24 protein-coding genes and 1 riboswitch are annotated in these 24,269 nt (G+C 68.2%); of the genes, 11 read left to right on the top strand and 13 right to left on the bottom strand.

The annotated features are described in order from the left end of the window. Window positions 1–1,155 precede the first annotated feature (1,155 nt). From bldC to ACQPY4_RS02245, 4 genes are all read right to left on the bottom strand, one after another. Window positions 1,156–1,359: a developmental transcriptional regulator BldC gene (gene bldC / locus ACQPY4_RS02260; RefSeq protein ID WP_012850682.1), complete on the bottom strand. Its 204-nt coding sequence runs from the start codon at window positions 1,357–1,359 to the stop codon at window positions 1,156–1,158. A 301-nt stretch (window positions 1,360–1,660) separates the two neighbouring features. Further along, complete coding sequence (locus ACQPY4_RS02255) at window positions 1,661–2,494, bottom strand: hypothetical protein (protein ID WP_433331856.1); 834 nt, start codon at window positions 2,492–2,494, stop codon at window positions 1,661–1,663. 442 nt (window positions 2,495–2,936) lie between these two features. Next, window positions 2,937–3,113: a hypothetical protein gene (locus ACQPY4_RS02250; RefSeq protein ID WP_433331854.1), complete on the bottom strand. Its 177-nt coding sequence runs from the start codon at window positions 3,111–3,113 to the stop codon at window positions 2,937–2,939. Window positions 3,114–3,336: 223 nt separating this feature from the next. Next, on the bottom strand, window positions 3,337–3,846 hold the full coding sequence (locus ACQPY4_RS02245) for a hypothetical protein (RefSeq protein ID WP_433331852.1): 510 nt from the start codon (window positions 3,844–3,846) through the stop codon (window positions 3,337–3,339). Between the two features lie 115 nt (window positions 3,847–3,961). Between ACQPY4_RS02245 and ACQPY4_RS02240 the strand changes: the two genes are divergently transcribed. After that, complete coding sequence (locus ACQPY4_RS02240) at window positions 3,962–4,705, top strand: DUF5919 domain-containing protein (protein WP_433331850.1); 744 nt, start codon at window positions 3,962–3,964, stop codon at window positions 4,703–4,705. Window positions 4,706–4,709: 4 nt separating this feature from the next. Continuing rightward, window positions 4,710–5,180 carry an NUDIX hydrolase gene (locus ACQPY4_RS02235; RefSeq protein ID WP_433331848.1) on the top strand — a complete coding sequence of 157 codons (471 nt, stop codon included), beginning with the start codon at window positions 4,710–4,712 and terminating at the stop codon, window positions 5,178–5,180. Between the two features lie 983 nt (window positions 5,181–6,163). On the opposite strand, the gene ACQPY4_RS02230 is transcribed toward ACQPY4_RS02235, so the two are convergent. The 4 genes from ACQPY4_RS02230 to ACQPY4_RS02215 form a co-directional block, all read right to left on the bottom strand. Further along, entirely contained in the window at window positions 6,164–6,568 is a 405-nt protein-coding gene (locus ACQPY4_RS02230; protein WP_433331846.1) for a hypothetical protein, read from the bottom strand. 566 nt (window positions 6,569–7,134) lie between these two features. Beyond that, window positions 7,135–7,638: a hypothetical protein gene (locus ACQPY4_RS02225; RefSeq protein WP_433331844.1), complete on the bottom strand. Its 504-nt coding sequence runs from the start codon at window positions 7,636–7,638 to the stop codon at window positions 7,135–7,137. Continuing rightward, window positions 7,631–8,473: a hypothetical protein gene (locus ACQPY4_RS02220; RefSeq protein ID WP_433331842.1), complete on the bottom strand. Its 843-nt coding sequence runs from the start codon at window positions 8,471–8,473 to the stop codon at window positions 7,631–7,633. Before ACQPY4_RS02220 ends, ACQPY4_RS02225 begins: the two co-directional genes overlap by 8 nt. A gap of 1,521 nt (window positions 8,474–9,994) precedes the next feature. Then, window positions 9,995–11,704, bottom strand: coding sequence for a recombinase family protein (locus tag ACQPY4_RS02215; RefSeq protein ID WP_433331840.1), 1,710 nt, complete (start codon window positions 11,702–11,704; stop codon window positions 9,995–9,997). Window positions 11,705–11,755: 51 nt separating this feature from the next. Between ACQPY4_RS02215 and ACQPY4_RS02210 the strand changes: the two genes are divergently transcribed. Both ACQPY4_RS02210 and ACQPY4_RS02205 read left to right on the top strand, forming a co-directional pair. Further along, window positions 11,756–12,838, top strand: a complete 1,083-nt coding sequence (locus tag ACQPY4_RS02210) for a Leu/Phe/Val dehydrogenase (protein ID WP_433331838.1) — start codon at window positions 11,756–11,758, stop codon at window positions 12,836–12,838. Between the two features lie 275 nt (window positions 12,839–13,113). After that, entirely contained in the window at window positions 13,114–13,323 is a 210-nt protein-coding gene (locus tag ACQPY4_RS02205) for a DUF3073 domain-containing protein (protein ID WP_433331836.1), read from the top strand. Window positions 13,324–13,387: 64 nt separating this feature from the next. On the opposite strand, the gene ACQPY4_RS02200 is transcribed toward ACQPY4_RS02205, so the two are convergent. Continuing rightward, entirely contained in the window at window positions 13,388–14,068 is a 681-nt protein-coding gene (locus tag ACQPY4_RS02200; protein WP_433331834.1) for a SanA/YdcF family protein, read from the bottom strand. Between the two features lie 162 nt (window positions 14,069–14,230). Here ACQPY4_RS02200 and ACQPY4_RS02195 point away from each other — a divergent pair, with 162 nt between their 5' ends. Both ACQPY4_RS02195 and ACQPY4_RS02190 read left to right on the top strand, forming a co-directional pair. After that, window positions 14,231–14,422: a hypothetical protein gene (locus ACQPY4_RS02195; protein WP_433331832.1), complete on the top strand. Its 192-nt coding sequence runs from the start codon at window positions 14,231–14,233 to the stop codon at window positions 14,420–14,422. Window positions 14,423–14,425: 3 nt separating this feature from the next. After that, window positions 14,426–15,010 (top strand): DUF2867 domain-containing protein, encoded by a 585-nt coding sequence (locus ACQPY4_RS02190; RefSeq protein WP_433331830.1) that lies wholly within the window; start codon window positions 14,426–14,428, stop codon window positions 15,008–15,010. 3 nt (window positions 15,011–15,013) lie between these two features. Here the strand turns inward: ACQPY4_RS02190 and purM are convergent, their stop codons facing one another. Both purM and purF read right to left on the bottom strand, forming a co-directional pair. After that, window positions 15,014–16,045 (bottom strand): phosphoribosylformylglycinamidine cyclo-ligase, encoded by a 1,032-nt coding sequence (gene purM, locus ACQPY4_RS02185; protein ID WP_433331828.1) that lies wholly within the window; start codon window positions 16,043–16,045, stop codon window positions 15,014–15,016. Beyond that, complete coding sequence (gene purF, locus ACQPY4_RS02180) at window positions 16,042–17,490, bottom strand: amidophosphoribosyltransferase (protein ID WP_433331826.1); 1,449 nt, start codon at window positions 17,488–17,490, stop codon at window positions 16,042–16,044. Before purF ends, purM begins: the two co-directional genes overlap by 4 nt. Window positions 17,491–17,622: 132 nt before the next feature. Between purF and ACQPY4_RS02175 the strand changes: the two genes are divergently transcribed. Continuing rightward, entirely contained in the window at window positions 17,623–17,997 is a 375-nt protein-coding gene (locus ACQPY4_RS02175; protein WP_433331824.1) for a hypothetical protein, read from the top strand. Here the strand turns inward: ACQPY4_RS02175 and ACQPY4_RS02170 are convergent. Continuing rightward, a complete protein-coding gene (locus tag ACQPY4_RS02170; protein WP_433331822.1) occupies window positions 17,966–18,616 on the bottom strand; it encodes a LamG domain-containing protein in 651 nt (216 codons plus the stop codon). The two genes, ACQPY4_RS02175 and ACQPY4_RS02170, sit on opposite strands and share 32 nt — an antisense overlap. A 47-nt stretch (window positions 18,617–18,663) precedes the next feature. Further along, window positions 18,664–19,107, bottom strand: coding sequence for a sterol carrier family protein (locus tag ACQPY4_RS02165; protein WP_433331820.1), 444 nt, complete (start codon window positions 19,105–19,107; stop codon window positions 18,664–18,666). A 76-nt stretch (window positions 19,108–19,183) separates the two neighbouring features. On the opposite strand from ACQPY4_RS02165, the gene ACQPY4_RS02160 reads away from it, so the two are divergent. The 4 genes from ACQPY4_RS02160 to ACQPY4_RS02145 all read left to right on the top strand — a co-directional run bounded on the left by ACQPY4_RS02160 (window position 19,184) and on the right by ACQPY4_RS02145 (window position 24,242). Further along, window positions 19,184–20,941: a serine/threonine-protein kinase gene (locus ACQPY4_RS02160; RefSeq protein ID WP_433331818.1), complete on the top strand. Its 1,758-nt coding sequence runs from the start codon at window positions 19,184–19,186 to the stop codon at window positions 20,939–20,941. Between the two features lie 118 nt (window positions 20,942–21,059). Next, a complete protein-coding gene (locus ACQPY4_RS02155) occupies window positions 21,060–22,229 on the top strand; it encodes a S8 family peptidase (protein WP_433331816.1) in 1,170 nt (389 codons plus the stop codon). A gap of 163 nt (window positions 22,230–22,392) precedes the next feature. After that, window positions 22,393–22,549: riboswitch (cyclic di-AMP (ydaO/yuaA leader) on the top strand. Window positions 22,550–22,552: 3 nt separating this feature from the next. Next, on the top strand, window positions 22,553–23,497 hold the full coding sequence (locus ACQPY4_RS02150; protein ID WP_433331814.1) for a coiled-coil domain-containing protein: 945 nt from the start codon (window positions 22,553–22,555) through the stop codon (window positions 23,495–23,497). Between the two features lie 262 nt (window positions 23,498–23,759). Next, window positions 23,760–24,242 (top strand): hypothetical protein, encoded by a 483-nt coding sequence (locus ACQPY4_RS02145; protein ID WP_433331812.1) that lies wholly within the window; start codon window positions 23,760–23,762, stop codon window positions 24,240–24,242. The last annotated feature ends 27 nt before the right edge of the window (window positions 24,243–24,269 follow it).

Here is a 24,269-nt window from a genome sequence, read left to right as displayed (position 1 = left end):
TGGCGGCACGCACTGGCCGTGGACGGAGCACGCTTGCCGGGCGGGCCGACATCGCACGTGATCACCCAGGCGGCAACGCGGCCAGCGTGAGCGGCGGGCAGCGTGATTACCGGCGGGCCGATCAACACATGGTGCTCGGCAAGCGCGTGGGCAACCAGTCTTGGGTGGACGTGCCGTGCCACCACCTTGGTCGCGGACGGGGCGGCGGTTCGTCGCGACCGTTGACCGGCGTGGATCAGTACGTCCCAGCGGGCGCTAGAGGCCGGGCGGACGTGATCAGGGGCGCGCAGCGACGCTTGTTTTGTACGGGGATGCCCGACGTGCGGGTGAGCTGACGTACTAGGTGCTCGACCGGACGGCGGCGCGGTCAGATGAGCGGCGGCGCAGCATAGCTGCCGGGGGGCACAGAGCTGCCCCGGCAGGCGTGGGTGGGCGCCGAGGTTTGGCGGGCATGCCAGGTCAGGCCTGGCGTGGCGTCTCGGCGCGGTCGTTGTTCGGCGGACGGATTCGTCCAGATGGGTGCCCGGGGCCGGGTCGACGGGGCACAAAGGCGTCGGCTGGGGGTGGGGCGCGCTTTCACGTGGATGCGGGCCGACATCGGCCATGCTTAGCGACGCAGCACCGTGGGCACTTGGGCGGCGGGCCCCAGAGCGGGGTTTGCCGTTTGGCGCGGCGATCATGCGGGGCTGCCAGCTGTGCCGGATGGCCGGGGGCGTGCATCAGGGCTGACTGGGGCGGGATGCGCTTGATGTCGAGGTTTGACGACATCGTTGTGCTCACCGGGGCGGCGACTTGGTCAGCATGGGCGGCGGCGCAGGGTGGCTGGCGCGGGCGCGCGACGGTGCTGAGGTGTGCCGGGTAGTCGTGGGGGCGTTTGTTGAGTGGGTGGCTGGCGCGATGCACTCGCGTCTGGGGTTGGGGTGGTGCGTCAGGTGAGGGTGCCCGGCCGGGGGCGGGGTTTGGGGCCTGCCCCCGGCGGGGTTACCTCTTCGTGCGGTTCTGGCCTGGGACCGCGATTCTCGGATGACCGTGGTCCCAGGCACTCGTCCAGGAGGCCCCTGAACAGGGCTTGCCTGTTCAACGACCTCCTGGCCGCCCCCCTGTACCGCTTGGTGCGCTCGGCGGGCGCCATGGGGCGCTCGCCGCTCGGAGTCGCTACTCCGAGCGCTGCTGCGGGATTCCCGCCAGCAGCGCTCGCACCTCAGCCTCGCGGTAGCGCCGGTGTCCCCCCAGTGTGCGGATGGACGTGAGCTTGCCCGCCTTCGCCCACCGCGTGACGGTCTTGGGGTCGACGCGGAACATCGTCGCCACCTCTGCCGGCGTCAGCAGGGGCTCGGCCTCTGGCGTACGTGCTGACATGTGTGCGGCCTCTCCTCCGTGGACCGATGACAGCGATCCTGCGATTGATCCTCGCGCGGTCACTGATGTCCCCTATGGCCCGAAAGAGCCACTATGACATCACAACGTGTAACCTTGCCACCACTCAACGCAACAAGCAAGTCCCTGGCTATAGTTGCGTGTTCCGTGGCCACTGGGTCACGCTGAGTGATTCTAGCGACACGTATAGTCGTATCGCGCGCGGATTCGGGAAATTTGTTCACTAGGTTCCTGAAGTCGCAGGTCAGGACCCGGTTAGTTCGTCTTTAATGCCCGATCTGGGCTAGTTGGCGGCCTCCAGGGCGCGGACGGGGCGCCATCGGGCCAGGAGACGTTTGTACATCGCTACGGTTAGCGCGACCTCACCGCGCTCCATGGCCTCGATCGCCACGCTCATCTCGGCGACGGACTCGTCCGCGCGCAGGGCGCTGTCGTCCAGGAGGTGGACGAGGCCCCCGTAGTCAAGCTCTACCAGGGCGTGGGGGTGGAAGTCCGCCAGCCATTGGCCGAGTGTCTCCAGGCGTCCGGCGCCCAGGCCCTGGGTGTGTTCGCCCAGGTTGGCCCGGACGATCGGCAGCGCGGCCGCTATACGGCGGCGGGCCTGGGTCATGGACGTGACATAGATGAGGGTGCGCGTGCCTGAGGCGGTGGTGGCGCCGCCTGTGCGGGGTTTGGGCGAGCCGAGCATGAGGCAGCGTTCGTCCCGGGCGAACGGGACGAACCAGGCCAGCGGCACATGCCAGCGGCTGGACTCGATGTGGGGGCGGAGGGGACGTCCCGTGCTCTTCCAGCGTTCGAAGTCCAATTCGGCCTCGCGTGCCGTGGAAGGAGGGACGCACGCCTGCGCCAAACGGGGCTGTGCCTCGGCCCGGAAGCGCTCCAGGGCCAGCCAGGAGCGCAGGCGGGTCTCCCAGGGGCAGACGTAGAGCATCTCGTCCGATCTACGGACGTACGCGTCGCGACTTTCCAGCTCGGGGGCCGGTTCGGGCGGGAAGACGGCGAGGCGGTTCGTCGCCTGCCGGTGCTCGACGGCCAGCGCGTGGATGCGACGGGGGCGCCGCCGTGATTCGGCGTAGGCCGTCCAGAGTGTCCGCGCGGGTTCCGGAAAGGCGGTCACCGGCTCATATACCCGTAGGTACGCGGCGTACGGAAGCACAACCGCATCGTGACACGGGACAGACCGAAACGCGGGCGCGACGTGACCACCGAGATCGCCGTGTTATCTGACGTGACACGTGACCTCAGCCACACCCGTAGGCTGATCTAGAGACTGAGAGGAGGGCACTACCGTGCCTAATGTCAACGTAACAGTAACCTTATTGTCTCTGACCTGCGTAGACGGCGACCAGCGGAAAGGGAACATCCCGCTTCGCGCACGAGGAAACACGCGAGCGAGGGTCGTAGGCGGGCCCTGGGGCTCTCCGGGCAACACCTCCCGGAGAGCCCCCGCCCGTGCGAGCGCGTCACCTCTGCGCGCTACCAGCACGGGTCCCCAACGTGGGACGCGGACGGGGGCCCACGTCCCACGCGACTCAATCGCGCGTCCGCCTGTTGTAGGGCTAGTCCGGCGCGTGCTCATCCGCTAGCACTTCGGCGAGCTTGGCCCGCGCGGCGGTACTGATCACGATGACCGTCCCCGGGAGTAGGCCGTGTTGACGCATGGCCTCCTCATAGGAGGCGGACACCAACTCGACGGCCCGCGCGAGTTCGCGGGGGTTGCTCTCGGTGTCGCTCATGCCGACACCCGCCCGTGCGGCGCAGCGGCTAGGAGCCTTTCGCGAAGCTCGGCCCCGGACGTGGCCCGCACGAACAACCAGCCGCCTTGCACGGCAAGCCAGAGGCCCGCGCGAGGGTCCGCCACGATGCCGACGTGAGGAAACTCGGCGCGTAGCCAGGACAGTACGTCTCCCGCGTCGGGGTTATGCCGTGCCGTGGTGGCCCACGGCGACGGCACACCGTTCATGCGTCCACCCGCCGCAGCGCGGCCTTGACCGTCACGAGCGCCTCAATGGGTTTGTCTGCCTCACAGATCCAGATGCCGCCCGCCCAGCAGAACCACCACCGGTCGCCGTCGTCGGGCCGTGTACGGCACTCCAGCGTCACGCCCCGCGATTCGGGTCCGTACGTGACCAGAAGCGTTCCGTCGTCCGCGTCGGCATCGGCGGTGTATCCGTGGCCGCGCAGCATCCCCGCCAATCCCGCCAGATGCGCTACCGCGTCCGGGTCGGGGTCGTCCGGCGCAGCCCCCCGGCGCACCGCCTCTGCGAGCTTGCGGGCCGTTGCGAAGTTGCACCGTCCGAGTTCGACCAGGACCGCCCCGTCCCTTGTGGGGATCGAGTCCAGTCCCAGCGATGGGAGTTTGATACCTGCCGTGGTGAGCGCGTCACGGAGGTCGTCCATCACGGCTTGCGCCTCGACATACGGGTTCGTCGCACTCTCGGGCTGTCCGGCTGCCTGCGTCGCATCCATTTGTCGAGCGTTTCGCGGGGGCAAGGGACGCGGGAACCGCACTCAAACCACACTTAGGGACGTCCTACGGAGGACAGAATGTCCCTAGCGACGTCCCCCAGGTCCGGGAGTAGACATGCCAAACGAACGGCTTAGATCAGTCATGACGGCGGGCGGCTGGACATACGCGACGCTCGCGGAAGCGACGGACGTAGATCCCAAATCGGTAGAGCGGTGGGTCAACCGCGACCGTACGCCCCACCGCACTACGGCTATCCGCGCGGCTGAGACGCTCGGAGAGGATGTATTCGCCTTGTGGCCAAGCCTCCGGCAAGCACGGGCGGCCCGCGCCGTTAGCCCTGAATTGGTGGCCTTGTACGAGCAACGCGCGGACATGCCGGTGTCGGCTTTCGTAGACCTGCTGCAACAGGCTCAGGAACGGATAGACGTTCTGGTCTACGCGGCTGTGTTCCTCCATGAGGCGCACCCCCGACTAAACGCCCTCCTGAGCGAACGCGCGTCCGATGGCTGCCAAGTGCGAATCGCGGTCGGTAACGCGGACAGCACCAATGTTCAACAGCGCGGGCGAGAAGAACGCTTCGGGCACGGAATCGAGTCCCGCTGTCGGCTTGCAGTGATGCACTACCGGCCGCTGGTCGGCACTCCAGGGATCGACATCAGAACGCACGACACGACGCTTTACAACAGCTTGTACCGCGCGGACGGACAAATGTTCGTGAACGCTCATCTGTGGGGCGTGAACGCATACGCCGCGCCCGTGTGGCACCTACGACGTAGCGGGGACGGCGGGATCTTCGACCGGTACACCGCAAGCTTTGACGCCGTGTGGGCAACCGCGCAGCCCGTGAGAAGGGATTAGACTCATGGCACGGACAGAGTATTTCGATGACCCGAAAGCACCTAGGCCGAACAGTCTCGTTGTCGCAGCATCGGCAGTAGTGACGGATGACGCGGGGCGCATTCTGCTACAGCGCCGGACGGACAACGATCTGTACGCGCTCCCAGGTGGTGGCATGGACATTGATGAGTCGCTTCCCGGAGCGGCCGTCCGCGAGGTTCGCGAAGAAACCGGTCTGAACGTCGAGATCACAGGGTTGGTCGGGACCTACACCGACCCGCGACACATCATCGCGTACACGAACGGGGAGGTACGGCGACAGTTCAACGTGTGTTTTATAGCGCGCGTGATCAGCGGAACTCTGCGCATATCCAATGAATCGTCCGACCTACTCTTTGTCGCTGTTGACGAGCTAGACGCGTTCCCCATGCACCACACGCAGCGTCTACGGCTACAGCATTTCCTAGAACACCGTGAGCGGCCGTACCTCGGGTAAGTCGCTTTGTGCGGCGCTGCGCCACCACCGGACGCACGAACGGCCCCCAGTTCGAAACTCGGGGGCCGTGCGCGTACGCGGCTATCTGTCGCGAGCGTCTGCCGTGAACGCGATGGCCTCCGCTTCGCTCACGATCTGACCGGCTCCCGTGGCAAGTTCAGGACGGCTCAAGACGATAGAGGCGGCTTGGTGCCACCAGTTACGGTCCTCCGCCCCCGTGATCCGTCCCGCGTGGTGAAGTTCTGAAAGGATCTCCCCAATGAGCGCTTGCAACGCGTCAACCTGCGCGTGCGGGTCGTTGAAGACCGCAGGCGCGCTAGAATCCGCAACCATGGAATTGCCTTTCGCTGGAAGGTGATTCCTAGGGCCTGGTGGAAGGGTGAGAGCTTCCGCCGGGCCCGTCGTGGTTCAGAGTGAAGCCCCACCGCGATCATCCTGTCAAGCGATCTCACAGCGACCGGGAACGCCTTCCGCAAGGCGCTTGCAGAATGTCCGGTTGGAACTTGCGCGACGCTAACTAGCTAGCGTCGCTGCGCTACTTGTGCAGCACCGCACAACCCGTAAACAACGGAAAGCCCCGAGTAGCCAGGCGCGTAAGCGCTAGGCCACTCGGGGCTTCGTCGTTTACATCATCGTGTCAACGGCGACGCTCACGCGTCCACGCGACGACGCAACCGTTTCCGGGGTGCGTCAGGTGTTCACGCGGGGTGTTTCCACTCAAGGTCTCGCGAACTGTCCACGGTTACGCACGACCCGATTCGTGGTGTCGTCCCAGACCCATCGGGCCGTGATCTTCCCGCCGTACTCGGGGTTCAATTCGACGTCGTTCACCGTCGCCCACTCGGCCAATGCGTCGGCCTCTGCGCGCGGTGTAGCCGCGTCACTGGCACCCGTCATCATGGCGTAGAGCGCCAAAACGGCAATGTCAGGGCTCGTGCCGTCAGGAGGTACGGGCGGGATCTCGTTGGGACGTCGGCGTGGTTTCATCGCGACCGACCGTGGTGTCGAGCAATCGCGGCGACCCGCCCGGCTTCCGAACGCGTCAACTTCCGCCGCACCGTCATTGGGAGCACGTCCGCGTCATCCTCAGCGTCAGGGACGCGCAGCGCGCGCAAGTGGGTCGCGAGCGCTGCCCGGTAGAAACGCAGTTCCGACACGAGCGGATGAATCACGGGCTGCCCTTGTGATCCGCGAACGGTCAGCCCTTCGCCCTCTAGGGCTGCTTCCATCGCTGCGATGTGGTCGGCTGTCCGGCACGCGGCCGACAGGATCTCAAGCTCATCCGGCCGCAATTCTTCCGCCCACTCGGTGACGCTGTTCCACAGCCCTGCGCCACGTGTGCCGAGTCGCTCAAGCGCCGGAACCGGCGGCCTTTCCTGGTCACTCACCGTGACCCCCATCTAGTCGGAGTGACGAACGTCACAATTGCAATGCCGAATGGCGCTGATCTGCACATTTGCGCAAAACGGGACTCGGAATGCGTCGTACAAACGGGCCCCTGCTAACCCTTCCCGTTCACCGTCCCCCTCAGGAATCGGGCTTCACCCCCGGCGGGGTAGGCCGGTACTCACTACGCAACGTAATGAGAACGGCTCGACGTGAGCCAGCGAAAACCATTCACGGCCACGCACCCGCACATCCCCGCGCGTCCCCGCGCGTCCCCGCGCGTCCCCGCGCGTCCCCGAGGGCAGGGCCCGGCCGACCAGCGCAGCGAGCAACGGGCGGGCCGCACTCGCCCGCCGTTCGTGCCTCGCCTCCGCTACCTCACAGAGTGGGCGGTACGCCAGTCGGTGTAGGACAAACGCGGGGTGGACAGCAGCAGCCATTACCCGGCAGTGGTCAGGACCATCCGCGCGGCCCTGACAGCGCCTCTCCCGAGCGAATATTCAGGGGCCCAATGAAGGGGGTCACCCGGGCGGTCGGCGCGCCTCTCGCGCGTTCTCAAGCGTGGCACTCACCCTTGCCGACGCCACACCTGACCGAACCTCATATCCACCACCGGAGGAGTCTCCTCGCGTGCCCCGGAAACCTTGGTCAACTCCCGAGCAATCTCGCCATACGACTTACCAGCCGCCCGCAGCTCCTCAATCCGCGCGTCCACATCACCCGAATCAGTCGCGACAGGGACCGTCAACTCACGGGCAATCTCACTAATCGACTTACCGGCGGCCTGCATTTCCTTGATTCGCGATTCGACATCCCCCGGTTTGCTCACCGGCTTAGGCTGCTCGCCATCCGGAACATCCGGAGCGTGCACGGCGGGAATCGGCTCGGCTTCCGCAGCGTCCGAGTTCCCTGCATTCGAGCCATTTGCCGGAGCATCCGGGACGCTTGCGGGGCCCGGGGCAGCGAACGCATCCGCAATAGCGGCCCACGACACCCCCTCGCCACGCATCGCCGTCACACGAGAATCAGAACTGCCCGCATCGTTCACCGGCATTTCGCTTGGTTCACTCATTCTCGAAGCCGATCACCGGAACGGCCGACGCGTCGAGAGACAGCAGCAGCCGAACCGAATCCATGTCGTTTTGATTCATGTACGCGGCCCCTTCCGCGTCAAGCGTTCTCTGAACAAGGCCGCCCTCCATGGAAAACACCACCTCCTGACCGGCGACGTACCGAACGCCACCCGAAAGGATTCGCGCGGCACGCTGCTTCACGACCTTGACAGCCTCGCGCGCTTCATAAACGGCATTGTCGTCCATACCGCCGAGCGCCAGGTGACCGAAATCGGCGCTGCCACGCGGAACAGTGCCGTTTCGAAGGACGCCCTGGACCGTGTGAGCATGAGTCACAGCCGACTTAACCTCAGCGGCCGCCCGAGCCATAGCCGAAACGGCATCCTCGTACGCGGCAATGGCCGACTTGACCCGCTCCACAGCCGGACCATTCGCGGCAACCACGTCGGACCGAATAGCCGCATACGCGGCGCGGTCCAATGCGCGAACCTCGTCCCGCATGATGTTTAGCCGGGCACGCACATGTGAACGTTCCGTAGCCCACTGAGCAACGACACTCGTGCGCTTTGCGCTGACCTTTCCAGTCTCTCGGATCTCCTTCTCGGCAAGCTCGGTTTCCCGCGCCATCGCCGCCGTCTGCCAGTCGGCCGACAGCATTTCGCGGTGCTCGGACACGATGTCATCGAATTCCTGTACCTTGGCAATCAGCGCGTCAGCTTCAACGTCCCCGAGACCCGGAACCAGATACGTCGAGTAGACCGCCTGGGGAACGTCGCCGTCGTCCGTCCCAAAATCGTCCAGAACCGTGCCGGTCTTCTCGTCAACAAGCTGCATTGTGTTCTCCTCTTACGGGTCACGGGTAGGAGGAACCGCGAACGCGCGGCCCCAAGACGTTTGTCTATTGCGGTCGTTCTCAATCGCGTATGTTCTGTCATCGCGCGGCATTCCACGAATCGGTGAGACGGCCCTATAAACAAAAAAGCCCCGACCTCTCACGGCGACGAATCCGTGAGAAGCCGGGGCTTCGACTGTGGGACCGCAATGACGCAGCGATCGGGCGGCCCTGCTAGCTAAGTCGTCATCTCGGCTAGCTGCGCTTGTAGTGCGCAGGGCTGTACCCATTGCCGGGACATACCGGCAGGGAGGCAAGTGAGTTTGGTGCGCAGCCGGTTACGGCGGCTTATCCACGCCGCGCCTCCACATGCCTGCCGGGAATGGCCCCCGTTCGTTCGGTTGGGCACCGGTCAGGACTCACAGCTTTGCAACGGTCATCGGATCTTCCGGCTGAGCATTGTCTCTATCGGCCGTGGTCCCGGGTTCACAAATGGGATGCAACGGGGTGACGTGCCGCACAGAAAGTACTCTTGCCGGGGTTCAAAGACGGTTGGCAGGGCCGCATAGGCAGTCCCTTGCATGTTGATTACCGCCCCCGCAGCGCCGAGTGTTCGCAGTGACCTGGAAAGAATGTATGGCTACGTTTAGGTGGCAATCTTCGTGGCTCGGTACCGCGCTTGGTGCGCCCGGTTCCTGTTCCGATGGCTACTCATCCGGCATCCCTGCCCGCAGTACCGAGCCCTGGTTCCGTTGCGGTCAAAAGCGCGGCCGCACTGCGTACACGAACGCATGGCAGGCACCTCTCAAAGCGGTGTAGTCGACTACTGACGAGTTGGTTACCTGCCCCGCTCGCGAGGATGTTCGGACTATATTCGCTGCCGTCGTCGCGGCAGGCGCGTCGGCCACACCGAACGGCCGATGTAGAAATGTAGGTTTGTAGGCTACTTCCGTATTCCCCTATAAGCCTCATAAGGGAATACGGAAATCAAGTACAAACCTACATTTCTACATCGGCGCACCTCAGGGGGCTGCCGTGGTCGGGGCTATCTCGCCGCGAACCGCGTAGGACAGGACGGTATCGGCGTTAGCTAGCTAACGCCGCTCTCCGCAAGGCACTTGCGGATGCCTATAAGGGCTTCAGCGGCTCCAGGAACGCCGAAACACCCCGGACCCTAATCGGGTACCGGGGCGTCCCTGCCGTGCCGTCTGAGTGGATCTCAGCCGTTCCTAGTTCTTGTCGGGGGTGTCCGCCGCGTCGGCGGACGGCTTAGCTAGCTAACGGGCGTATGCGGAAGGAGCCTGCACAAGGAGTGGTGCAGCGCTGCGCAAGCGGCCCCACAATCGCCGTAGACGCGTGAAAGCCCCCGGTCCCTATGCGGGGGGAACCGGGGGCGCGTGTTCAGACGTTTGCAGCCCATGCAGCGGGTTAAAGGTCGTCCGCCTGTACCCCCTCAATTTCGACGCCGTCGCTAGCGGAGCGGCCCCGTAGTTCTGGCGAACGCGCGGGGCCGCTTCGGTGTTCTACACGGCGTCTGCGTCGGCCTCGTACGCGTCCGCCATCTCCGCGTCGGTCAGGTCGTCGCGCGCGTAGTCCGCGAGGCTGTCCGCGCCATGCTGCGCCACGCGTGCTTCGCGCGCCTCGACCACGTCGGGGGCAAGTTCGTTGAGGGCTATCGCTGTGACCCACTCGTCGGTGCCCTGCACGCGGTATGCGACGCGCGACGCGTCGAAGCGGCGTACCCCCGTCGCGGCGCGCGTCACGCGTGCCTCCGCGATGACGGTCGCGAGGATCGCACGGCGGCGGTGGGGAGGCTCTCCCGCCCACGCGGTCAGGAGGTCGTGCATCGTCAGGTCCGCATGGAGCCAGGGGAAGTAGCGGACCTTGCCGCCCTCGATCTCCGCAAGACGCCGCTCTGTCGCAGCCAGCGCCGTGCGCGCGGTGGCAAGATCGGAGATCAGCGCTTTCTCGTCGGTGTCGTATACCCCCAGGCGCGCGTTCCGGGTGATGCGGCTCACCGCCGCCTGGGCCTCTTTGACCGCCGCGTGTGCCTCCGCCGAGTTGTCCTCTTGCTCCGGGTGTTCCACGGCCCCCCATGCTTCCGAGATCGCGATGATGATGGGCAAGTCCGTCTCGTCTTCGGGGGACAGGTTCACAACAACGTGCGCGGCGATCGACCACATGACTGGCTCTATGGCGCGGTGCATCGCGTTCGCGGGTGCCAAGCAATCGCCTCCGCGAGCGTTCCTGCCGCACCGGTAGCGAGTCCCAGACGACACCATGGGGCCGCCGCAACCCGCACACTTCAAGATCCCGGTCAGGTCTGCGTTCGCGAGACCCTGTTTGCCTGCACCGTGATGCGTGCGCCCTGACAGCGATGCACGCGCCGCCGTAACGAGCTGGGGGGCGAGCGGCTCCGTACCGGGTGCCAGGATGCCAACGGGTTCCCCCGTGTCGTCCAGGACACGGTGCATGAGCCCCGACTTGTCCGCGCGCGACAGGAAGCCTTCATAGAGGGGGTTTCGGAGCATCCCGTGCAAGGTGCGGGACGACCACTCCGCGCCGCGACGGGTGCGCAATCCCTCCGCGTTCAACTCACGAGCAACCGCACGGAGTCCTTGACCGCCCGCCACCGCGCGAAAGATGCGTTCCACGGTCGGCCACTCGTCCGGCTGTCGCTCAAGTTTGCCGGTCGCGACGTCCGCGACTTGCCACCCGAATGCGGGCTTGCCGACATGCCCGCCTCCGTCGCGGGTGCGCGTCTTCGCGGCTCGGATGCGCCGCGCAAGCTTGTCGGAGTACTGCTTGGCAGAGATGAGCAACTTGTCCAGCTCGTGTGCGGCGGTCTGCGGGTCGCGGTATCTGGACGAGTCATAGTCGTCAAGCAACCCGATGACGCGAAGTTCGCCCATCGCGACCCTGCGTTTGATGTCCTCCGCGAACGCGGTGTACCCGCCTTGACGGCTCATCCGGTCGATGGCGTGAAGGATGAGCACGCGGGGGCTGTCCGGGGCGTCCAGACTTGCAAGGGTCGCGTCCCAACCTTCACGGGTCGTGTCACTCCAGGCGGACTCGTTGTCGTGAAACGTCTCAACGACCTCTACGGCGTAGTCGGGTGCTTCCTCGTTGATCTCGCGAAGTTGGTCGGTAACACTGATCTCGCGGCGGCCCTGACGTGCTTGTCCCTTGTGCGATTTGCGCGCGTACGCTGTTGCTGGGGTGAGTGAGGTCACCAAGCCTCCCTTGCTCCACGGCCGATCTCCACAAGAGAGGTTACTGTTACCGTGCCTAATGTCTTCGGGTCGCCCCACAAGGGCTCAGAACCCCGACACGAGCAGGTCGTCTTCTGCCAGGACGAGGCCAGCGGCCTGCGTGCGATCATCGCGATCTACTCGACCGCCCTGGGTCCGGCACTGGGCGGCACCCGTTTCTACCCGTATGGCTCGGAGGAGCAGGCGCTCACCGACGTCCTGAACCTGTCCCGCGGAATGGCGTACAAGAACGCGCTGGCGGGGCTCGATCTGGGCGGCGGCAAGGCGGTCATCATCGGTGATCCGAACACCGACAAGTCCGAGGCGCTGCTGCGGGCGTACGGACGGTTCGTCCAGTCGCTCAACGGCCGCTACTACACCGCCTGCGACGTCGGCACCTTCAGCGAGGACATGGACATCGTGGCGCGCGAGTCGCGCTTCGTCACCGGCCGCACCGTCGCCCACGGCGGCGCCGGCGACTCCTCCATCCTGACCGCGTTCGGCGTGTACCAGGGAATGCGCGCCGCCGCCGAGAGCCTGTGGGGCAGCCCCACGCTCCGAGGCAAGCGGGTGGGCGTCGAGGGCGTCGGCAAGGTCGGGCACCGCCTGGTCGAGCACCTGCGCGAGGACGGCGCCGACGTGGTGATCTGCGATGTCAACGAGACCGCGGTCGAGCGGGTGCGGCAGCGGCACCCCGAGGTCGAGGTCGTCGCCGACAACGACGCGCTGGTCGGCACCCGGCTGGACGTCTACGCCCCCTGCGCGCTCGGCGGCTCGCTGGACGACGACACCGTCCCCCGGCTGACCGCCAAGATCGTCTGCGGGGCGGCCAACAACCAGCTCGCCCATGCCGGTATCGAGAAGCAGCTCGCCGACCGGGGCATTCTGTACGCCCCCGACTATGTCGTGAACTCCGGCGGCGTCATCCAGGTCGCGGACGAGATCGAGGGCTTCGATTTCGAGCGCGCCAAGGCCCGGGCCACCGGGATCTTCGACACGACCCGCAAGATCTTCTCCCTCGCCTCGGACGAGGGGGTGCCGCCCGCGGTCGCCGCGGACCGGCTCGCCGAGCGCCGAATGTCGGCCATCGGCCGGTTGCGCGGTATTTGGCTCTAGATGTGATCGTGAGGTCGCGGACGGTAGTTCGCGACCTCACGCAAGCGCGCGCGGACGGACGTGTCGCCCCCAGTCCTTGGACACGTAACCACGGGATACACTGGGGTTCTCCGCAAACGGGCGCACCGCCGCGGACCGACGATGTACCGAGCCGGGCGCAAAACGGGTACGGTTGTATCCGTGACTGACGCATGGCTCATCAGGCACCGGTTCGTGTGGTACACGCGCGCGTTGATGGGCCCACATAAGCCCTGACCATCGAGGGGGTCGAGCCAATGGGTCGCGGCCGAGCCAAGGCCAAGCAGGTGAAGGTTGCCCGCCAGCTCAAGTACAACAGCGGCGGCACGGACCTCGACCGCCTGAAGAGCGAGTTGGGTGTCGACGACTCCGCAGGCGAGGACTCCTACGACGAACTCGCCGAGAAGTACGCCGATTACGCCGACGAATACGGCACCGAGGACCGTAAGGACGGTACCTCCGGCTGATCGCCCGGCTTGACGCCACTGCCCGACCTCCAGCTTTCCCGGGCAGTGGCGTTTTGCTGCCTTCTCAAGGGGCGGCCAGGGCGTCCCTGACGCCCGGCTCGGTCCGTCCGAGCAGGGTCGGTTCGGGGCGCGTGACCAGGCTCGCCGTCGCCTTGAGCATGGCGAGGGGCTCGCGTACGTAGCCCTTGACGGTCGCGCCCCGCCGCGAGGCCATGCTGTCGTCGCCGACGCCCCACGCGTCCAGCCCGGCGGCCCGGCACAGCGCGACCGAGCGCGGCAGGTGGAATTCCTGGGTGACGACAGTGAGACGCGTCACACCGAAGATGCGCCTGGCCCGGGCGCAGGAGTCCCAGGTGTCGAGACCGGCGAAGTCCCGGACGATCTTTTTCGCCGGCACCCCGCGTCCGATCAGGTAGTCGCGCATCACGGTCGGCTCGTCGTAGTTCCTGAACCGGTTGTCGCCCGAGACCAGCAGCACCTCGACCTTGCCCCGCCGGTGCAGCTCGGCCGCCAGGTCCAGGCGCCGCGCGAGCAGCGTGGACGGCCGGTCGCCCCAGACCCCGGCGCCCAGCACCAGCGCCACCGGCGTCTCGGGGACGTCCCGCACCGTCTTGCGGTACTCGGCCGTGTCCGCGTAGACCCACCCGGTGGGGACAAGGACGCCGTAGGCGCCCAGAGCGCCCAGCACCAGCAGCGGCGCCGCCCATCGCCTCGCGAGCCGCGGAATCCCGTCCAGCTTGATCACACTCAGTCCGACGCTCCCGGGGACGCCGAGGTTCGCCGTACTCCCCCGGGGGCCACTGCTCCCCCTGGAGTACCCGGTGAATCCCCCTGCGGCGGGAAGCCCAGCCGATCTTCCGAACCTAGTCTCGAGATCACGGTCCGGACACCGACGAGGAGCCGGGCGATGGAAAGGGTCGGTGGGGCCACGACCATCGCCGACTCCTCGGCCGTCCCGGCGAGCCACCTGCGTCCCCTCCGCAAAGACGCGACCGCCCGAGTCGCGCGGGGCTCCGCCGGGACTGGTCCGGCCGTCCGATACGCCGGGCGGGACCGCGGCGTGGTCCCGCCCGGCTCCCGCCACGACCACGGAGGATGAAGGATGCGATTGCCGAAATCCGACCACACCGGGCGTCCGTGGCGGATCCACGAGATCGCGGGAGACTTCAAGCTCGAGGACGTGTGGGCGCTGCCCACCCCGGGAGGCCCCGGCGAACTGCCCCGGCTGACCGCGACCATCAGCGCGATGGAATTCCCGGAGGGCGCCCCGCCGCTGGTCCGCCTGGTCTGGAACGCGCGCTGGAAGCTCGGCGCGCTGTTCGGCTGGGACCGCGACAAGCACGGCACCGGCGGCCGCGTCGCCACGCTCAGGGACCGGATGCCGGACGATCTCCGTCGGGCGCCCACAGACCCCCGGCTGGACGGCGACGCGTTCACCTCGCTGTACCAGCTGGAGGACGAGTGGGCCGCCGAGCTGGCCAACCGCACCGTCCACACGGTGATGCACCTCAGCTGGGTCCCGGACGGATCGGGCGGCTACCGGGGCCAGATGGCGGTCCTGGTGAAGCCGAACGGGTGGTTCGGCACCGCCTACATGGCCGCGATCCTGCCGTTCCGCTACCTGCTGGTGTATCCGGCGCTCCTGCGCACGATCGAGCGCGGGTGGAAGGCGTCCGCGAACGCCTGACCTCTACCCGTCGAGGGTCGCGGTTCCGTTGCCCTCGACGGTCTCCCCCAGGACCCAGGCGGGGACGCCCCGATCGGCGAGGAGCCTCAGGGCCGCGTCGGCGTGATCGGGGGCCACGATGGCCGCCATGCCCACGCCGAGGTTGAAGGTCTTGTCCATCTCGGCCTGGAGAACGTCGCCGTGCCCGCGCAGGACGTCGAACACGGGCGGGGCCGTCCAGGACGAGCGCCGCAGCACCGCGTCCACCCGGGTGGGCAGGGACCGCGCGAGGTTCGCCGCCAGGCCGCCACCGGTGATGTGGGCGAACGCCCGGACCCCGCCCATACGGGTCAGGGCGAGGCAGTCCTGGGCATAGATGCGGGTCGGCGTCAGGAGCTCCTCGCCCAGCGTCCGCGCGAGCTCCTGCGGCTGTGACTCCAGCGTGAGGCCGGTCGTGGCCAGGATGTGCCGGACGAGCGAGTACCCGTTGGAGTGGATGCCCGACGAGGCCATGCCCAGGACGACGTCCCCGGCCTGGACGCGCTCGGGCCCCAGCAGGGCGTCGGCCTCGACCACGCCCGTCCCGGCGCCCGCGATGTCGAACTCGTCCGGTTCAAGGAGCCCGGGGTGCTCGGCGGTCTCGCCGCCCACCAGCGCGCAGCCGGCGATGGCGCAGCCGTCGGCGATGCCCCCGACGATGTCGGCGATCCGCTCGGGCACGACCTTGCCGCAGGCGACGTAGTCCGTCATGAACAGCGGCTCGGCCCCGCACACGGCGAGATCGTCGATCACCATGCCGACCAGGTCGTGGCCGACGGTGTCGTAGATCCCCAGCCGCCGGGCCAGGTCGACCTTGGTGCCGACGCCGTCGGTCGAGGTCGCCAGCAGCGGCCGCCGGTACCGCAGCAGCGCCGAGGCGTCGAACAGGCCCGCGAAGCCGCTGGCGTCGTCGACGACCTCGGGCCGCCGCGCCTTGGCCACCCGGGCCTTCATCAGCTCGACGGCGCGCTCACCGGCGGCGATGTCGACGCCCGCGGCCTCGTAGGACGTGCTCAACGGGTCTCCAGGAGATGCTTGCCCCGCGCGTCCTCGTCGACCGGGATGGGATAGACACCGTCGAAGCAGGCGCGGCACAGGTCGTTCTTGGGAATCTGGGACGCCGCGATCAGCTCGTCCAGCGAGATGAACCCCAGGGAGTCGGCGCCCAGCGAATCCCGGATGCCCTCGACCGCGAGGTTCCCGGCGATCAGTTCCTCGCGGCTGGCGAAGTCGATGCCGTAGAAACACGGCCAGGACACCGGGGGGCTGGAAATGCGGACATGAACCTCAGCGGCGCCCGCGTCGCGGAGCATCGCCACGATGGCGCGCTGGGTGTTGCCGCGGACGATGGAGTCGTCGACGACGACGAGGCGCTTGCCCTCGATCGCCTCGCGCAGGGGGTTGAGCTTGAGCCTGATGCCGAGCTGGCGGATCGTCTGGGACGGCTGGATGAACGTCCGCCCCACATAGGAGTTCTTCACCAGCCCCTGGCCATAGGGGATACCGGACGCCTCGGCGTACCCGATCGCCGCGGGCGTGCCGGACTCGGGCGTCGGGATGACCATGTCGGCCTCAACGGGATGCTCGCGCGCCAACCTGCGCCCGACCTCGACCCGAGTGGCCTGCACGCTACGTCCCGAAATGGTGGTGTCAGGACGAGCCAGATAGACATACTCGAACAAACAACCCTTGGGCCGCGCCTCGGCGAACCGCTCGGACCGGACGCCGTCGGCGTCGATGGCCAGCATCTCGCCGGGCTCGATCTCACGGATGAACCGGGCCCCCACGATGTCGAGCGCGGCGGTCTCGGACGCCACGACCCACCCGCAGTCCTCCCACTGCCCCAGAACCAAAGGACGCACGCCCTCGGGATCCCGCGCGGCGTAAAGAGTGCCCTCATCCATAAAGACCAGGGAGTACGCCCCCCGTGTGACGGGAAACACCTCACGAGCAGCGGCCAGCGGCCCGCCTTCCCGATTGGCGAGCAGCGCCGTCAGCACCTCGGTGTCGGTCGTGGCCGTCAGCTCACCGGGCGCCAGCCGCGCCGCCAGCTCCGGCGTGTTGATCAAGTTCCCGTTATGAGCGAGCGCCAGCCCACCCGTCCCACTGGACCGGAACGTCGGCTGAGCGTTCTCCCAGGTAGGCGACCCCGTAGTGGAGTACCGGCAGTGCCCGACCGCGATATGGCCGCGCAGCGTGTTCAGCACCGACTCGTCAAAAACCTGGGCCACCAGCCCCATGTCCTTGAACACAACGATCCGCGATCCGTCGCTGACCGCGATCCCGGCGGACTCCTGCCCTCGATGCTGCAGCGCGTACAGGCCGTAGTAGGCGAGCTTGCTCACCTCCGCCCGAAAGGCTTCGGTCGGAGGGACCCAAACGCCGAAGACCCCGCACGCGTCCTGCGGGGGGCGGTCGGAGGGGTCGATGTCGTGGCGCAGACGTCCATCACCGTGAGGCACGAACGCCAGTCTAGATGCCCCCTTCACCTGCTCCGATCGGCGCATCTCATTAAGCGACCTTTACGTGCGGCAACAGGGTAGGGGCGGGCGGACACGGAAATGTGGGGGGTGACACGGGGAGGTACAGGTCGTATGTCGGTGCCGGGCTACCAGTCCTATTCGCCGCCCGCTCCGCCCGAACGCAAGGGGATGGCGGTCGCTTCGATCGTCCTCGGGCTCGTCGGCCTGCCCGCTCTGGTGCTGTGCGGGGCCGGGCTGGCGCTCGCGCTGGCGGGGCTGATCATCGGGATCGTGGCGGCGGTGCGGGGGAATGGGCGGGGGCTGGCGTTCGCTGGGATCGGGTGTTCGCTGGTCACGCTGGCAGTGGGGGCGGCCGCGGCCGTCTGGTTGCTGACCAAGGCCGCGGAGTGCGGGGACGAGGGGCGGTACCCGGACGAGTCGTCGCGGCAGCGGTGTGTCGAGCGGGAGTTTCCCTTTACGGGGCGGGTCGGCTCTCCGCCAGGATGAGGACGTCCTCGCCGTCCAGGGCCGAGCCGTAGACGCGGAAGTCGTCGAGGAGGCCGCTGAAGCCCGCGTGGCCGGGTTCGGCGCCCAGGTAGAGGGGACCGGCCGCCGAGACGACGGCGTGTTCCAGCGGGACGGCCACGTTGGGCTTGCCGTCGATATAGAGGAACATGCCGTCGGTGTCGACGACCAGGGCCACGTGGATCCAGTCCCCGAGGGGGAGGCGGCCTCGGGTGTCGGCGAATTCGGGGCCCTTGACCGTGAACAGCTGGGCTCTGAGACGCATGGCGTCCGGGTAGAGCCACAGGCCGACGCTTCGCGCGTCGTGCTCGGCGACCTGCTTGAAGAACAGGCCACGCCATTCGCCCGTGGGGGACGCGGTCACGTTGATCATGAAGGTCAGGCTGAAGCCGAACATCTGGTCGAGGACGAGCTGGCGGGCGGCGGGGATCGCGGCGATGCCCCGGCCGTCGAAGGAGAGCGCCTCGCCGGTGCGTCCCGGGACGATCCCGACGGTGCGGTCCAGCTCGGCGGTCAGCGATCCGGCGGCGTCGGTCACCGTGTGGCCGTGGACGTCTTCGATGCCGAACGCCCAGTGCGCGATGAGCTGCTGGTCGAGCATGGCATCACCTCCATGCCCTTCCACGGTTCCAGTGGTGGGGCCGTGATTCAAGCCCCGGGCGCAAGTGGGAGGTGGGCTGACAGGTCGGCTCGGGGGCCGCTCGCGCGGACTCGATGGGCGGACATCGCGTCTTCCCAGGTCAGACGGCCGGTGGCAAGGGTGATCCACGTCACCGCGTCCATCTCCACCACATTCGGTGGGGTTCCCCGGGTATGGTGCGGGCCGTCGACGCACTGGACGGCGGCGTACGGGGGAACCCGAACCTCGACCGACCGGCCCGGCGCCTGGTCGGCCAGCCGGTCGAGCAGGAGCCTGACGGCGCCGCGCAGAACCGGACGGGCCGGTTCGGCGCCGGAGTCGTAGGCGGCCAGGACGGTGTCCAGCGCGGCCCGGCGCAGCGCGGACGGGTCGTCCGGGCCGTCGTAGGGCGGCAGTCCGAGCGCTCGGCGCTGCTCGTCCAGCACGGCGGGAGTGAGCGGTGTTCGCGACATCGGCACCGACGTTATCGGTACCGTCCGACACCAAAATCAGCCCAGAACCGGTACAAAGGGACCGCGCGGCGAATACATGGAGGTTCGTTCGATGGCCGAGGCGCTGCCCCTGCAGCCCGGTGATCCGCAACGGCTCGGCGACCATGAGGTGTCGGGCCGGCTCGGCGTTGGCGAGCAGGGCTCGGTCTTCCTCGGCCGCGACCCGTCCGGCGCGGACGTGGCGATCAAGCTCCTGCACGTGCGGCTGAGCGGTGAGCCCGCCGCCCGCTCCCGGTTCGCCGGGGCGCTCGCGGACGCGCGCAAGGTCTCCGGGTTCCACACCGCCGCGATCCTGTCCGCCGATGTGACCGGTGACCGGCCCTATGTCGTGACCGAGCTGGTCGTCGGGCCCACGCTTCAGCAGCTGGTGGACGACGAGGGCCCGCGCGGCGCGATGGTGCTCGAGCGCCTGGCCGTCGGCACCGGCATCGCCCTGGCGGCGATCCATCGTGCCGGGGCCGTCCACCACACCTACAAGCCCGCGAACGTCCTGCTGGGCAAGGACGGCCCCCGGGTGAGCGATTTCGGCATCGCGCGGGCCCTGGAGGCCGTGAACGCCGCTCCGGCGGGACGCGTCTCCGACGATCCCGCCTACCAGGCGCCCGAGCAGCTCAGCGGCGTCGGCATCGGCGCGCCCGCCGACGTCTTCGCCTGGGCCACGACCCTGCTGTTCGCGGCGACCGGCAAGCCCCCGTTCGGCGACGACTCGCCGTCCGGAGTGATGCAGCGCATCGTCTACGACGACCCCGACCTGACGGCGCTGCCCGAGTCGCTGCGGGAGGTCGTCGAGGCGGCCCTGTCCAAGGACCCCCTGCTGCGTCCCACCGGACGCGAGCTGCTGGAACGCCTGGTCGGCGAGGGCGGGCCCCTGGCCGCGCGGACGCCCGAGCCCATGCTCCGCGAGGCCCGCGCGCTCACCACCGACCCGCCCGGCCGCGCCCCGGAGCCCGCGCCCGCTCCGACCCCCACGCCGGACGAGCTGTACGCGCCGCCGTCCCTGCCGCCCCCGCCGCAGGCCGTCCTGACGCCGACGTCGATCTCGCCGCCTCCCCCGCCGCCGCCCGCGCAACCCCAGGCCGGACGGCTTCTGGAGGAGGCCGACGAGGCGACGCAGAGCTTCGCCCCCGTCCCGGCGCGGCCGTCCGGTCCGGCGGAGGTCACCGGGCCGACGCACATCATCCCGGGGATGCGGGTGACCGAGCCCGAGGACGAGCGCGACTCCACGGCCGTCCTGTCGGTGCCCGCGATCCGGTCCCGGGCGTCGGGGCTGCGCGGCGGCCTGGCGGGCATCAGGCTCTCGGGGCCGGGCTCGGTCCGGTCCAGGTTCCGGTCGAGCCGGCAGATGCTCGGTGTGGCGCTGTCGCTGGGCATCGGCGTGGTGGTCGGCATCGCGATCATCGCGCTCGTGCTGGGCCCGCTCGGGGACGACGACGATGATCCGGGTCCCGGGCCGGGCAACGCGGGGAACCAGCCGGTCCAGACGATCCCGGCGGACTTCGGCGGGACGTGGCGCGGCACGGCCGTGAACACCGGCAACGGTGGCACGTTCCCGATCGAGGTGACGTTCGAGGCGGGCAAGAAGACCGCCCGCGCCCACTACCCGCAGAACCGCTGCCAGGGCCAGCTCTCCATGACCAAGGGCACCAAGGAGCGGCTCGACATGTCGCTGTCGGTCAACAAGCCCTGCACGAACGGGAACGTCCAGGTGATCAGGCAGCCCGACGGGACGCTCCAGTACATGTGGAACAAGCCCGGAAGCGACATCGGGTACCAGGGAAAGCTCAGCCGCAACTGATCCGTAACCTGGTAGAACGTCGGATTTGGGGCGTTTCACTCGGAGAAATCCGTTAAGCTCCGCCTCGATCTTCCCCGCGGGGCGCGAGGCGCGCTCCCGCATGAGACAAGGAGACCTCTTGCGGGCCGTTCCCCGAAGGCTGCTCATCACCGGCGCCGTCGCCACCTGCGTCGGCGCGGCGGCCACCCTCCCCCTTCTCGCGTCCGAGGCCGAGGCGCCGCTGGTCCGCGTCACCGCGGCGACCGGCACCCCGCTGCCCGGCCGCTACATCGTCACCATGAAGGACGGCGCCTCGCCCGGAACCGCGGTGCGCGGCGTCCGCGCGGCGGGCGTCCAGCAGTTCGACGGCGTCCTCAACGGCTTCGCGGCCAAGCTCAGCGACGCGCAGGTGCAGAAGCTGCGCCGCGACCGCAACGTGGCCGCGATCGAGCAGGACCAGCTCATCAAGGCGTCCGGCACGCAGCGCGCGCCGCTCCCCTGGGGCCTGGACCGCATCGACCAGCGCAAGGGCCTGTCGAAGTCCTACACCTACCGCTCCACCGGCACCGGCGTGAACGTCTACGTCGTCGACACCGGGCTCGCCTACAAGCACCCGCAGTTCGGCGGGCGCGCGTCCAACGTGTGGGCCGCCCCCGAGTTCCACGGCAACGCCTGGGACGAGAACGGCCACGGCACGCACGTCGCCGGGACGATCGGCTCCAAGACCTACGGCGTGGCCAAGAACGTCAAGCTGCGCGGCATGCGCGTCCTCGGCCCGGACGGCACGGGCCCGATGTCCAACCTCGTGGCCGCCGCCCAGTGGCTGCGCACCCACGCGGCCAAGCCGGCCGTCGCCAACATGTCGGTGGGCGGGCCGAAGTCGGCGGCGCTCAACACCGCCGTGACGAACCTCTCCAAGTCGGGCGTCTTCGTCTCCGTCGCCGCGGGCAACGAGGGCCAGGACGCCTGCCGGACGTCCCCCGCCAGCGCGGGCTGGGTCGTGGCCGTCGGCGCCACCACCTCGCACGACAACCGCCCCTCGTTCTCGAACTGGGGCAAGTGCGTCGACATCCACGCACCCGGGGTCGGCATCACCTCCACCTGGCCCGGCGGCGGCAAGGCGGCCGCCGACGGGACGTCCATGGCGGCCCCGCACGTGAGCGGTGTGGCCGCCCTGTACCTGGCCGGGCACCGCCGCGCGGGCTTCGTCGAGGTGCAGAACTGGCTCGGGAACAACTCCACCAAGGGACGCATCGGGCGACTCCGGGCGGGAACTCCCAACAAGCTGCTCTACAAGGGAAATCTGTGAGTCCGGTCACGTAGGATGGCTCGGCTCCCACGGGGAGCCGGGCCTTCACGGACTCCGAACCGTCCCACCCGCCCCAGGGGTTTAATCTTGGCCAGGTACAGGATGGTTCCTTCCAGTTCGTTTGGCGTTCGGTCGGTGACTCGCCCCGGTTCCCGGGGCAGGCTGGCCGGGCCTGCCGAGTCCCGAGGCGCACGCCCGGGAACCGGGGACCCAGCGCCGGCACCGCCGGCAGGGGTGAATTCATGACCCGCGGGTCGTGATAGGGCTGACTCCGGCCCGAACCCGTCAGCTAACCCGGTAGGCGATAGAGGAGAGGAGAGGACGTGGAGACCCCCAACTCCACCCGCCGCGCACGCAAGCGGCTGCTTTCCCCGATTGTGGCTCTCGTTGCCCTCACCGGGGCCCTGCCGCTCGCGATGGGTCCCGCCGCACCACCGGCCATGGCCGACCCCGGCGACAGTTCACGCTTCGCACGGCTCAACAAGCAGATCGAGAAGCTCGACAAGGCCTACGGCGGCGACCTGGCCAAGCTCAAGGACGCCCAGCACGACGCCAAGCAGGCCCTGGACCGAGCCAAAGACCTCAAGGGCGACCTCGAGGCGTCCCGCAAGATCGTCGCCCAGATGGCGGCCACCCAGTACATGACCGGCGGCACCGACCCGACCGTCTCGGTCCTGTCCGCCGACGACCCGTCGCTCCTGCTCAACAACGCGACCCTCGCCAACCACGTGGCGCAGAACAAGGCCGGCAAGGTCCAGCAGATCCAGAAGCTCGTCAACGACCAGGAGAAGGCCCGCCTGGAGGCCCAGAAGAAGGTCGACGGCCTGGAGAAGAACATCAAGGACCTCGCCCGCCAGAAGGCCCGCATCCGCGCCCTGGTCAAGAAGTACAAGCCCGAGTCGCCCAGCAGCGGCATGGGCGGCGTGACGCCCCGTATGAAGAAGGTCTACGACACGATCGACCTGGAGTTCGGGCCCTTCCCCATGATCGGCTGCGTCCGCTCCACCGGCGACCCGCAAGACCACGCGCTCGGCAAGGCGTGCGACTTCATGGTCACCACCGGGGGACGCATGGCCAGCGGCACCTCCCAGACCCTCGGCGACCGGGCCGCCGCCTACGCCATCGCCAACGCCGACAAGCTCGGCGTGAAGTACGTCATCTGGCGCCAGCGCATCTACGACATGCGCAGCCCGGGCTGGGACTCCATGAGCAACCGAGGCGGCGTGACGGCCAACCACTACGACCACGTCCACATCTCGGTCTTCTAGCCCCGGAGCGGGCGGACGGGGGCGTCCCATTGGCGTCCCCCACGAGTACGTCCACGTCCGGTCTCCTAGCGCCGAAACGGGCGGGTGGGCGTCCCGTGGGCGTCCCATTCGGGGGGTGAGACAGCTGGTCAGGCCCCCTCCCGCGTCCCATCGCCTCCCTCGGGCGTCCGGGCCCTTGTCGCCGTTCGGAGCCGGGTGGCACGTTCGGTGGCACCCGGCCGAACACGGTCGGGACGGGTGCGAGTCCACACAGGGGGACATCATGAAGGCAAGGTCGATCATCGTCGCCGCGGCGGGCACGGGCGCGCTGTTCTTCGGCGCTCCGGCGCTGGCGCAGGCGGCTCCGCAGGCGGCTCCGGCGACCGCCGCGCAGAGCGCGGCGCCGGACGCTCGTCCCACGCACGCGGCCAAGGGCGGCTGCAGCATGTGGGGGTGCAGCGAGATCCAGAACCGGGCCAAGAAGCGGGTCTGGGTCGCCCGGGACTGGTGCGGCAGTGCCAGCTCCGGGAAGCCGTGCAAGGGCACGCCGAAGCAGAAGCTCTACCCCGGGGAGCACTCCTACACCTCGGCCTACAAGGACACTGACGCGTTCGCCGTCGGGGGCGGCTGCGTGATGAAGGTGCAGTGGAACGCCGACGGGCAGGAGAACGGCCCGATCAAGACCATCAACCGCAAGGGCAAGAAGACCAAGTACTACAAGGTGACCGACATCCAGGACATCGACATCGAGTCCTACAAGTGCTGATCGGCGCCTAGATTCCGGCAAGCGGCC

Origin of the sequence: Spirillospora sp. CA-294931, from assembly GCF_050946795.1 — a bacterium.
Lineage (GTDB): Bacteria > Actinomycetota > Actinomycetes > Streptosporangiales > Streptosporangiaceae > Spirillospora.
This window is presented reverse-complemented; position numbering and strand designations above follow the sequence as displayed.

Coding starts and splice junctions, on each gene's coding strand:
- ACQPY4_RS02160 (WP_433331818.1), top strand. CDS start 19,184: ATGGAGGTTCGTTCGATGGCCGAGGCGCTGCCCCTGCAGCCCGGTGAT.
- ACQPY4_RS02165 (WP_433331820.1), bottom strand. CDS start 19,107: ATGTCGCGAACACCGCTCACTCCCGCCGTGCTGGACGAGCAGCGCCGA.
- ACQPY4_RS02240 (WP_433331850.1), top strand. CDS start 3,962: ATGCCAAACGAACGGCTTAGATCAGTCATGACGGCGGGCGGCTGGACA.
- ACQPY4_RS02245 (WP_433331852.1), bottom strand. CDS start 3,846: ATGGATGCGACGCAGGCAGCCGGACAGCCCGAGAGTGCGACGAACCCG.
- ACQPY4_RS02235 (WP_433331848.1), top strand. CDS start 4,710: ATGGCACGGACAGAGTATTTCGATGACCCGAAAGCACCTAGGCCGAAC.
- ACQPY4_RS02145 (WP_433331812.1), top strand. CDS start 23,760: ATGAAGGCAAGGTCGATCATCGTCGCCGCGGCGGGCACGGGCGCGCTG.
- ACQPY4_RS02220 (WP_433331842.1), bottom strand. CDS start 8,473: ATGCAGCTTGTTGACGAGAAGACCGGCACGGTTCTGGACGATTTTGGG.
- ACQPY4_RS02175 (WP_433331824.1), top strand. CDS start 17,623: ATGTCGGTGCCGGGCTACCAGTCCTATTCGCCGCCCGCTCCGCCCGAA.
- ACQPY4_RS02170 (WP_433331822.1), bottom strand. CDS start 18,616: ATGCTCGACCAGCAGCTCATCGCGCACTGGGCGTTCGGCATCGAAGAC.
- ACQPY4_RS02190 (WP_433331830.1), top strand. CDS start 14,426: ATGCGATTGCCGAAATCCGACCACACCGGGCGTCCGTGGCGGATCCAC.
- ACQPY4_RS02195 (WP_433331832.1), top strand. CDS start 14,231: ATGGAAAGGGTCGGTGGGGCCACGACCATCGCCGACTCCTCGGCCGTC.
- bldC (WP_012850682.1), bottom strand. CDS start 1,359: ATGTCAGCACGTACGCCAGAGGCCGAGCCCCTGCTGACGCCGGCAGAG.
- ACQPY4_RS02205 (WP_433331836.1), top strand. CDS start 13,114: ATGGGTCGCGGCCGAGCCAAGGCCAAGCAGGTGAAGGTTGCCCGCCAG.
- ACQPY4_RS02250 (WP_433331854.1), bottom strand. CDS start 3,113: ATGAGCGACACCGAGAGCAACCCCCGCGAACTCGCGCGGGCCGTCGAG.
- ACQPY4_RS02225 (WP_433331844.1), bottom strand. CDS start 7,638: ATGAGTGAACCAAGCGAAATGCCGGTGAACGATGCGGGCAGTTCTGAT.